Origin of the sequence: Streptomyces longisporoflavus, assembly GCF_014649775.1 — a bacterium.
GTDB classification, from domain to species: domain Bacteria; phylum Actinomycetota; class Actinomycetes; order Streptomycetales; family Streptomycetaceae; genus Streptomyces; species Streptomyces longisporoflavus.
Window position 1 is genome coordinate 1 of sequence record NZ_BMTR01000072.1, and the last position, 9,017, is coordinate 9,017.

A 9,017-nucleotide genomic window follows, 5' to 3' on the forward strand; every position below is an offset into this window, starting at 1 on the left:
CACCAAGACGCACACCCGCACCTTCCTGGACAAGTTCCGCCGTGCCATGGCCAGTTCGGCATACGAGGATGACCTCGCGGGTATCTCCGACCTCGGTGTGCGGCGGCAGCTGGTCGAGGCGTGGCTGTCCTCGTACGCGACCGCCACCGGCGAGGGCGCCGACGACCTTGCCGAGGCGGTCGCCGTCGAACTCTGCCCCGACCTGCGGCGCTACGACCACGGGGCCCCGCTCGCCGAAACCGTCGACGGGCTCCTCGGTACCCACCCGCGCATCGAAGGGCGCCGCCTCCCTGTCCGCATCGACGAACTCCTCGCCCGCACCCGCGACTTCCGCGCCGAAACCGTCCCCGGATTCCGTGCCTACCAGGCCCGCCGCACCGAGCTCGTCGCGGTCGAACGAAGCCGCCTGCGGCTGGACGAGTACCGGCCCAACGTCATGTCCGCCTTCGTCCGCAACCGCCTCATCGACGAGGTGTACCTGCCGCTCATCGGTGACAGCCTCGACAAGCAGCTCGGCGCGGCAGGTGGCCTGCTGCTGCTCATCTCCCCGCCCGGTTACGGCAAGACGACCCTCATGGAGTATGTGGCCGACCGACTCGGCATGGTCCTGGTGAAGGTCAACGGCCCGGCGCTCGGTCACGGTGTCACCTCGCTCGACCCCGCCGAGGCTCCGAACGCAACGGCCCGCCAGGAGATCGAGAAGGTCAACTTCGCGCTGGAGGCGGGCAACAACGTCCTCCTCTACGTGGACGACATCCAGCACACCTCGCCCGAACTGCTGCAGAAGTTCATCTCCCTGTGCGATGCCCAGCGCCGGATGGAAGGCGTCTGGAACGGTACTTCCCGCACGTACGACCTGCGCGGCAAACGCTTCGCGGTCTGCATGGCCGGCAACCCCTACACCGAGTCCGGTGCCCGCTTCCGCATCCCCGACATGCTCGCCAACCGCGCCGACGTCTGGAACCTCGGCGATGTCCTGGCGGGCAAGGAAGACGTCTTCGCTCTCAGTTTCGTCGAGAACGCCCTCACGGCGAACCCGGTTCTGGCTCCGCTCGCCGGGCGTGAGCGTGCCGATCTGAATCTCCTGATCCGCCTGGCGGAGGACGACCCCACCGCACGCGCCGACGCTCTCACGCATCCCTACGCCCCCGCCGAAGTGGAGCATATCGTCGCCGTGCTCAGGCACCTGCTCACCGCCCGCGCGACGGTCCTGGCGGTCAACGCCGCCTACATCGCATCAGCGGGCCAGTCCGAGGACACCCGCACCGAACCGCCCTTCCGGCTCCAGGGCTCCTACCGCAACATGAACAAGATCGCCGCCAGGATCGACCCCGTCATGAACAACGCCGAACTCGCCGCCCTCATCGACGACCACTACTCCGGCGAGGCCCAGACCCTCACCAGCGGGGCCGAGGCCAACCTCCTCAAGCTGGCCGAGCTGCGGGGCACCCTCACCCCGGAACAGGCCGACCGCTGGGCCGGCATCAAGGCCACCCACGTCCGCGCCCGGACGCTCGGCGGCCCCGACGACGACCCCCTGATCCGCGCCGTAGCCGCCCTCGGCCTCCTCGCCGACCGCGTCGCCTCGGTCGAGACCGCCATCACCCGAGCCACCGACCCGCGCCACGCCCTCACCAACCCGGAGGCCCGGCACGCCAGTCGCCCCTGAGGGGCTCCCTCTCACCGGCCACTTCTCAGCGCTCCTGGTAGCGCAGCAGAAGCATCGCCGCGTCATCGTGCGGCGGTCCCTGCGCATGCCGTACGAGCTCGGCCCGGATCGCGTTCAGAGCGGCCTCAGGATCGTGATCCTTGAGCAGGGAGGAGTGTTCTGCGAGGGAGTAGAAGGCGCCGGTGTGGTCACGGGCCTCGCTGACGCCGTCGGTGTAGAGCAGGACCTGGTCACCCGGCACGAAGTCCACCTCGTAGGGCTGTGGGCCGACGATGTCGGGCAGGCCCAGGCCCAGCGGCGGTGCGTACCGTAGCGGCTCGGGAAAACAGGTGGTGCCGTCCTGTCGTACGACCATGGGGGCGGGGTGGCCGTAGTTGAGCAGTGTCATTGTGTGCCGGCCGGCAACCTCGGCGAGTACCGCCGTGACGAATTTCTCGCCCTGCAGCTCGCGATCGACCACACGCTCCACTCGCTCGCCGACATGTGTCAGGTCCACCTCCTCGTGTGCCGCCTCACGGAAGGCACCGAGGACGAGGGCCGCGGTCTCCACCGCCTCGAGACCCTTGCCCTGAACGTCTCCCAGGATGATGCGCACGCCGTGCGGTGAGGCGACCACCTCGTAGAGGTCGCCGCCGATACGGGCATCGGCGACCGCCGAGGTGTACGAAGAGGCGATCCGCAGGGGACCGGCGCTGCGCGGCACCGGGCGCAGGAGCACCCGCTGGGCGACCTCCGCGATCGAGCGGACGCTGGCCAGTTCGGCCTCCCGGCGCTGGCGCATCACCGCAGCCGCGACACCCGCCGCGGTCACCCCGGCCACCGAGGCCATGGCGGTGTAGAGGCGGCGCTGCGAGTAGGACTCGTTGTAGATGCCGAGGGCGGTGCACAGCAGCAGTGCCGCGGCGCCGATGAGCGCGGTACGCCGCCAGCCGCCGATGAGGCCGGCGAAGGCGGGACCGAGTGACACCAGAGGCAGGTAGCCCACGCCCGGTCCTGCGCCGACGTCCACCGCGGCGACGATCGCCATGACGGCGAAGGGAAGAATGGCCAGAACAGTGAAGTGCGGCGGCTTGCTGTCGGGCATGACGTGCTCCAGGGTGCGCCTTCGGTCACGAGCAGCCTTCCGTGGCGCCCACTCTTCATGTGAAGTCTAGGGACGGTTGGTTCGGTCGAAGTGTGCGGGTGCTTGCCCCGTTACCGGGAGTCTTGCAGAATCCCCGGCGTTCACGCCGGGGATGAATGCATGTCAAGGCTGCTTTGACGTGCGCCTTGGAGCGGACGTTGTTGCTGTTCGATGTACTGGCGCACGATCGCCGACGGTGCTCTCCCGCATGATGCGCAGAAATCTGAGGGCGACCATAGGGGCTCGCGCACGACGGCGCGGTCGATCCGGCCGGTGAACTCCTGCGGGAGCCGGCGAGCGGAGACGCCTTTGAGGCTGTTGACCAGCTTCGAGACGGCGACCTTGGGCGGGTAGAGCAGGAGGAGGTGGACGTGATCGCGTTCGCCGTTGAACTCCTTCAGCCCGGGCCGGAACCCCTGGATTTTAGACCGGGGAGCAGGTCAACGAATCGCAGCCACCGGCCCGCGGCCTGTGGGCCGTGCAGGCTTCGCCGGGGGCAGAGCCGAGAGCGACCGCATCCGGCGCAGCCGGGGAGCGCGCGGGGCACGAATGCGCGCAAGGCCCGCACCGACTTGCCGGCAAGGGCTTGTGTCGCGTCCGGTCGGCGCAGGCCGGGGACGGGCTCCCGCCGTCCCGCTGGCACGCCCCCGTCAGCGTTGCGCTAGAAAGGCGTCAGGACTTCACGATATCGGGGGCGATCATGACTGAGCGCGACGTAACGGCCACATACCTGGAGGGCTTCGCACGACTGATCGCCGATGCCTCCGCCACCGGCCGTCGCTTGACCCGCGACGAACTGGACTCCCGGCGCTCTCTGGGCGAGCAGGCTGCGGAGGCAAGTCACGGGATGAGGGATCTGATGGCCGCCCACCTGGCCGCGGCGCGGACTCACTGGCCCGCAGGCGCCGCCTCCTCGGACAGCGTACTGGCCGTTGTCGCTCAGGCATTGGACGCGTTCGCCGAGGGGTACGAGCGAGCCCAGCGGGCGGCTGTACGCCAGGAGGAAGCGGCCCGCCGCGAGTTCATCGACGACCTGCTGTACGGCCGCAGCGACATGGGCAAGCTGTCCGAACGTGCCGAGCGTTACGGGCTGCGTCTTTCCTATGCTCATGCCGTGGCAGTCGCCCGGGGCACGGCCGCGTACGAGGAGGGCGACCCCACTCCGCGCAGCGTGGAGCGTGCCATGGTCAGCCGATTCGGCGACCGTCACATCCTGCTCACCACCAAGGACGGCCGCCTTGTCTGCGTCGCCCCCGCCGACCAGGACGAAGTGCTCGCCTTCTTCGCCAAGCACGCCTACGCCGCCACTGACGGCGGCCAGGTCGCCATCGGTCGCCCGCAGTCCGGCCCGGGCGGTGTCGTCCAGTCCTACGAGCAAGCCCTCAACGCACTGGAACTCGCCGAACGGCTCGGCCTCAGCGACCCGGTTCTGCGTGCCGCAGACCTCCTCGTTTACCCGGTCCTCACCCGCGACCGCCAAGCCATGGCCGACCTGGTGGTCAACACACTCGGCCCGTTGCAGCATGCCCGCGGCGGCGCCAAGCCCCTCATCGAAACCCTCGCCGCCTACTTCGACTCCGGCTGCGTCAGTGCTGAGGCCGCCCGCCGACTCGCCCTCAGCGTGCGCGCCTTCACTTACCGCCTGGACCGCATCCACAAGCTCACCGGAGCCGACCCTGCCGACCCCGTCCACCGCTACACCCTGCAGACCGCGATCATCGGCGCACGCCTCCTGGACTGGCCCGATCAGCAGATGTGACCAACTCTCCAAGCCCGGTGTACATGCGTGCTTCTGTGTGGTTCGAGGCAGGCGGGGAGTGGAGCGCGGTCGTGATGTGGCGGAACCGGGGCTTCTCGGCTTGGAGCAGGAGCAGGAGAGCCTCGTCTCGCAGGCTCTGCAGGTCGCCGCCCGCGTGCCGAATGAGGTCGTCCACGAGGGCCTCCAACAGTGCGGCCGGTGGGCGGCCTTCATAAGCGCGGGCCCGGTCGTGGAGAGGAAACGGGCTGCCTTGTGCGTCCAGCACGCTTCCGATCCCGTCGGTGTGCAGGAGAAGGCGATTCGCTGCGCTCACGGTGAAGGTTGTGGTGTAGACGGCGCAGCCGTGTGGGACGAGGTGGAACAGTCCGAGCGGCGGTACCGGCGTCAGGACGTTCAGTTCACGGACGTCGCCGGCGTCGGAGAGCAGCAGCGGCGGTGCGTGGCCGCAGCAGACGAGTTCTCCCCGCCCGTCGTGCAGGGTGATGAGGAGGGCCTTGGCGAACCTGTCGGTGCGCTGGGCCAAGTCCGTGTCGAGACTGCGCGCGATTTCCGCGAGGCTCGGCTCTGTCATGGCCAACTGCCGCCATTGCTCGAGGAGTTCGTCGCCCGCGATCCGTGTGGCTTCGTCTTTGCCCATCAAGTCGGCAACGAGGATGCGTGTGCCGTAGGGACTCTCGCGTGCGTCGCACAGGTCGGCCACCAGAGTCGTCCGGTTCGCCTGGGGCACGCTTCTCAGGGCCAGTTGGTAGTCGCCGATCTGGTAGGTCTGGGCAGTCAGTTCCGGTGGTCGCTCCGGGGTGGCCTCGGTATGGGCCGCGACGGGCAGCGGTGCGGGGCAGACGGTAGCCGGAGAGGGCGTGGTGAGGTGCAGACGGGGCTGGAGGCGATGACTGATCAGACTGACCAGAACGATGTTCAGGAACGTTGCGAGTAGCACGAAGGGGCGGTCGCGCCAGTCGACCCCAGCGCTCACCAAGGCACCGGCCAGAGCGATACCGCCGACCAGGAGAGGCCGACACGAGGGGCGACCGGCGGGCACGGCCAAGCTCAGAGCGGGTATGGCTGCGAGCGCGACCACGATGCCACGATGCTGCTCATGGAAGGCCAGGTCCAGCGAGACCAGCAAGACGGTGGTGAGAGCCATGAGCAGGTCGGCGGGCGAGGCTGAACGCGCACGGCCGTGCTGGGCGTTCATCACCACTGACACCTCCTCCTGTCTGCCTGTGGCGGACAGGTTACGGCGTTCTGGCACTGGTGCGAGCCAGGAGATCGTTACTGCCCGAAAGTGTTCGAGGAAAGACCTTCGGTCATGGACAGGGACGGGGCGGGCCGCGGACCGCTCGGGCGTCCGCCTTCCGCTCGTTGCGGGGCTGCTGGTCTGTGGCCCAGGTGGCGGCGCTGGTCTTCTCGTCGACTCCTACCCAGTGCTGTTCGCCTCCCGCCTGGTCCTCGGCGTCGGCACCGCGGCGGTTTTCACCTGCTCTACCGCAGCCCGTTCTTGGAAGCCCGGCTGCAGATCTACGAGAGCGCCCTCAACTTGATCTGCCTGGAGAACGCTGCCCTCTGCGGACGGGACGCGGATGGCCAAGGTTCGGACTCTGCCCCGGTAGATCCGCGTGCACGGTCACCCGTTGCTCTGTCATGGCCCGGCTCGTGGGGCTGTCACCTCAGGAGGCACGACATCTCTGCTTCACGATCTTGCTCCCGCGGGCTTCACCGGCCGATCTGCCCCACCCTCGCGCGCGCCTCCCGTAGCGAGGTGAACTCGGGAAACGCGTCGCCTCAAGGCCGGTCCCCGCCGCCTCGTTGGCCTCCTTAAGCCTTTGGCCGGACACGTTCGTGCGATGTTCGGGTTCGTCCCGTTGGTGCGGATCCCAAGGCGGAGGCTGCTCCGAGGACGGACAGCACGGCCAGGACGGCGAGCAGGGCGGGGTATCCGCCCAGGGGCACGGCCAGAGCGGCGCCCGCGAGGGGTGCCAGTGCGGTGACTGCCGTGTTGAGGGCGGCGAGCAGGCCGGACAGGCGCCCGTAGTGGGCGGTGCCCCATCGGTCAGTGGTGGCGGTCGCCTGGAGAAGCGGCGGGCTGGTAGAAGGTGGACGCCATGGCGAGCCCGGCCAGTAGCCAGCCTGCCGTGAACACTGCCAGGTTGGGGCGGTGGCCACGAGGGTCGGGCTGGCGGTGCCGATGAGTGAACCGGTGGTCATGACGGTGCGCGGGCCGCGGTGGTCGAGGATGCGGCCGACGTGGATCCCGGCGAGGGCGGAGATGAGCAGGTCGGCGGAGAAGGCGGCCGCCGTGGCGCCCGCAGGCCAGCCGGTGGCGGCGGTGATTAGCGGGTGCGCGACGCCATCGACGCACACATCACCGACTTGCTTGCCACCTTGCCGGGCAGCTGAACCCCCGCATCCCGCACCCGCTGGTGACCCACTTCGTGAAGGAAGAACGCATGCCTCCGCTCCCGTCGCCTCCGTGCTCTTCGTCTGCGTCCACAACGCCGGGCGTTCGCAGATGGCCGCCGGATTCCTGACCCACCTCGCGGGCGACCGCATCGAGGTCCGCTCCGCAGGCTCGATCCCCGGCGACCAGGTCAACCCGCCCGCGGTGGAGTCCATGAAGGAAGTCGGCATCGACATCTGCGCTGCCAAGCCCAAGGCCCTGACCACCGAGGCCGTCCAGGCGTCCGACTACGTCATCACCATGGGATGCGGCGACGCATGCCCGATCTTCCCCGGCAAGAAGTACTTCGACTGGGCCCTCGATGGCCCGGCCGGCCAGGGACTCGACGCCGTCCGCCCCATCCGCGACGAGATCAAGACCCGCATCGAGGTCCTCATCGCCGACATCGACGCCCAGCAGGAGGCGTAAGCGCGATGACCAGCAGAGACGACATACGCGAGGTCATCATCATCGGCTCCGGCCCCGCCGGGTACACCGCCGCCCTCTACACTGCCCGCGCCCAGCTGCGCCCACTGCTGTTCGGCAGCTCCATCTTCGTCTGCGGCTCGCTCACCACCACGGCCGAAGTCGAGAACTTCCCCGGTTTCTCCGAGGGAGTCGACGGGCCCGTGCTGATGGAGACGATGCGGGCGCAGGCCGAGAAGTTCGGCGCCGAGATGATCGACGACGACATCCTTGCCGTCGACCTGACCGGGCCGGTGAAGGTGCTGACCGACTCGGCCGCCGGCGCCGTCCACCGCGCGCGAACGGTGATCGTCGCGACCGGCTCCGGCTACAGCAACCTCGGTCTGCCGGAGGAGGAGTTGTCGGGCCGCGGGGTGTCCTGGTGTGCGACCTGCGACGGGTTCTCCTTCCGTGACCGCAACATCGTCGTGGTCGGCGGCGACACCGCCATGGAAGAGGCCGCCTTCCTCACTCGCGTCGCCCGTAGCGTGATCGTTGTCCACTGCCGCTCCGCCCTGCGGGCCTCCAAGGTCATGCAGAACCGGGCCTTCGCCGACGACAAGATCTCCTTCGCCTTCGCCTTCGACAGCGAGGTCGCCGAGATCAAGAAGAGCGGCGGCATGCTCTCCGGGGTTGTGCTGCGCGACGTCTTCACCGGCACCCGGCGCGAGCTCGACGTGACGGGGCTGTTCATCGCGATCGGCCACGCCCCGCGCACCGAGCTGTACACCGGACAGCTCGACCTCGACGCCGAGGGCTACATCACGGTCGCCGCACCGTCGACGCACACGAACCTGACCGGCGTGTTCGCCGCCGGTGCTGTCGTCGACCACACCTACCGGCAGGCCATCACCGCCGCCCTGGACGCCGAGCGGTACCTGGCCGCCCAGAAAGCGGACGACACCGCGCCGCAGCCGGTCGCCGCCCTGTCCTGAGCACCGCATCTGCATGGTCCCCGTCCTTGACATCTGCAGGACCGCGCCGCTGCACTTCCTCAACGCGGCGAGGGCCGCGCGGACCACACGGGTCCGCGCGGCCCTCGTGGGTGAGACTGATCGGTCAGTGACTGCCGGTGAGTTCGCCGCTGAGCTTCTGGTGGATCTGGGCGCTCGGCTTGTTCAGGCCGATGATCTCGACGCTCTTGCCGCGCTGGGCGTACTTGGTCTCGATCGCATCCAGGGCGGCTACCGAAGAGGCATCCCAGATGTGCGCCGCGGTGAGGTCGATGACGACTTTGTCGGGGTCGGTGGCGTAGTTGAACTGACCGGCAAGGTCGTTGGAGGAAGCGAAGAACATCTCTCCGGTCACCGAGTACACCACTGTGCTGCCGTCGGGGTCGCTGACCGCCGTGACGTTGGCCAGGTGGGCGACGCGCTTGGCGAAGATGACCATGGCGGTGACGGATCCGACGACGACGCCGATGGCGAGGTTGTCGGTGGCGACCACGCAGACCACGGTGATGACCATGACGGTAATCTCGCCGGCGGGCATGCGCTTGAGGGTCTTGGGTGCGATGGAGTGCCAGTCGAAGGTCGCGAAGCAGACCATCACCATCACGGCGACC

At 68.7% G+C, this 9,017-nt stretch carries 7 protein-coding genes and 2 pseudogenes; 4 read left to right on the forward strand and 5 right to left on the reverse strand.

Annotated features, from left to right (window positions below; genetic code table 11):
• Positions 1-1,669, forward strand: a 1,669-nt coding sequence (locus IE226_RS42985; protein WP_229871967.1) for an AAA family ATPase, incomplete at its 5' end; no start/stop codon positions are given.
• 25 nt (positions 1,670-1,694) lie between these two features.
• On the opposite strand, the gene IE226_RS42990 is transcribed toward IE226_RS42985, so the two are convergent.
• Together IE226_RS42990 and tnpA are read right to left on the reverse strand one after the other, a co-directional pair.
• Positions 1,695-2,753, reverse strand: a complete 1,059-nt coding sequence (locus IE226_RS42990) for a PP2C family protein-serine/threonine phosphatase (protein ID WP_190086982.1) — start codon at positions 2,751-2,753, stop codon at positions 1,695-1,697.
• A 140-nt stretch (positions 2,754-2,893) separates the two neighbouring features.
• A pseudogene (tnpA, locus tag IE226_RS42995) lies at positions 2,894-3,205 on the reverse strand (IS200/IS605 family transposase); the annotation flags it as partial.
• Between the two features lie 287 nt (positions 3,206-3,492).
• Between tnpA and IE226_RS43000 the strand changes: the two are divergent.
• Positions 3,493-4,551, forward strand: a complete 1,059-nt coding sequence (locus IE226_RS43000; RefSeq protein WP_190086983.1) for a PucR family transcriptional regulator — start codon at positions 3,493-3,495, stop codon at positions 4,549-4,551.
• Here the strand turns inward: IE226_RS43000 and IE226_RS43005 are convergent.
• Positions 4,508-5,746, reverse strand: a complete 1,239-nt coding sequence (locus IE226_RS43005; protein WP_229871968.1) for a PP2C family protein-serine/threonine phosphatase — start codon at positions 5,744-5,746, stop codon at positions 4,508-4,510. The genes IE226_RS43000 and IE226_RS43005 overlap by 44 nt on opposite strands.
• An 882-nt stretch (positions 5,747-6,628) precedes the next feature.
• A pseudogene (locus IE226_RS45510) lies at positions 6,629-6,912 on the reverse strand (MFS transporter); the annotation flags it as partial.
• A gap of 109 nt (positions 6,913-7,021) precedes the next feature.
• Between IE226_RS45510 and IE226_RS43015 the strand changes: the two are divergent.
• Both IE226_RS43015 and IE226_RS43020 read left to right on the forward strand, forming a co-directional pair.
• Positions 7,022-7,417, forward strand: a complete 396-nt coding sequence (locus IE226_RS43015) for an arsenate reductase ArsC (protein ID WP_444546094.1) — start codon at positions 7,022-7,024, stop codon at positions 7,415-7,417.
• 5 nt (positions 7,418-7,422) lie between these two features.
• Complete coding sequence (locus tag IE226_RS43020) at positions 7,423-8,388, forward strand: NAD(P)/FAD-dependent oxidoreductase (protein ID WP_190086985.1); 966 nt, start codon at positions 7,423-7,425, stop codon at positions 8,386-8,388.
• 124 nt (positions 8,389-8,512) lie between these two features.
• On the opposite strand, the gene IE226_RS43025 is transcribed toward IE226_RS43020, so the two are convergent.
• On the reverse strand, positions 8,513-9,017 hold a 505-nt coding region (locus IE226_RS43025), incomplete at its 5' end, for an STAS domain-containing protein (protein WP_190086986.1).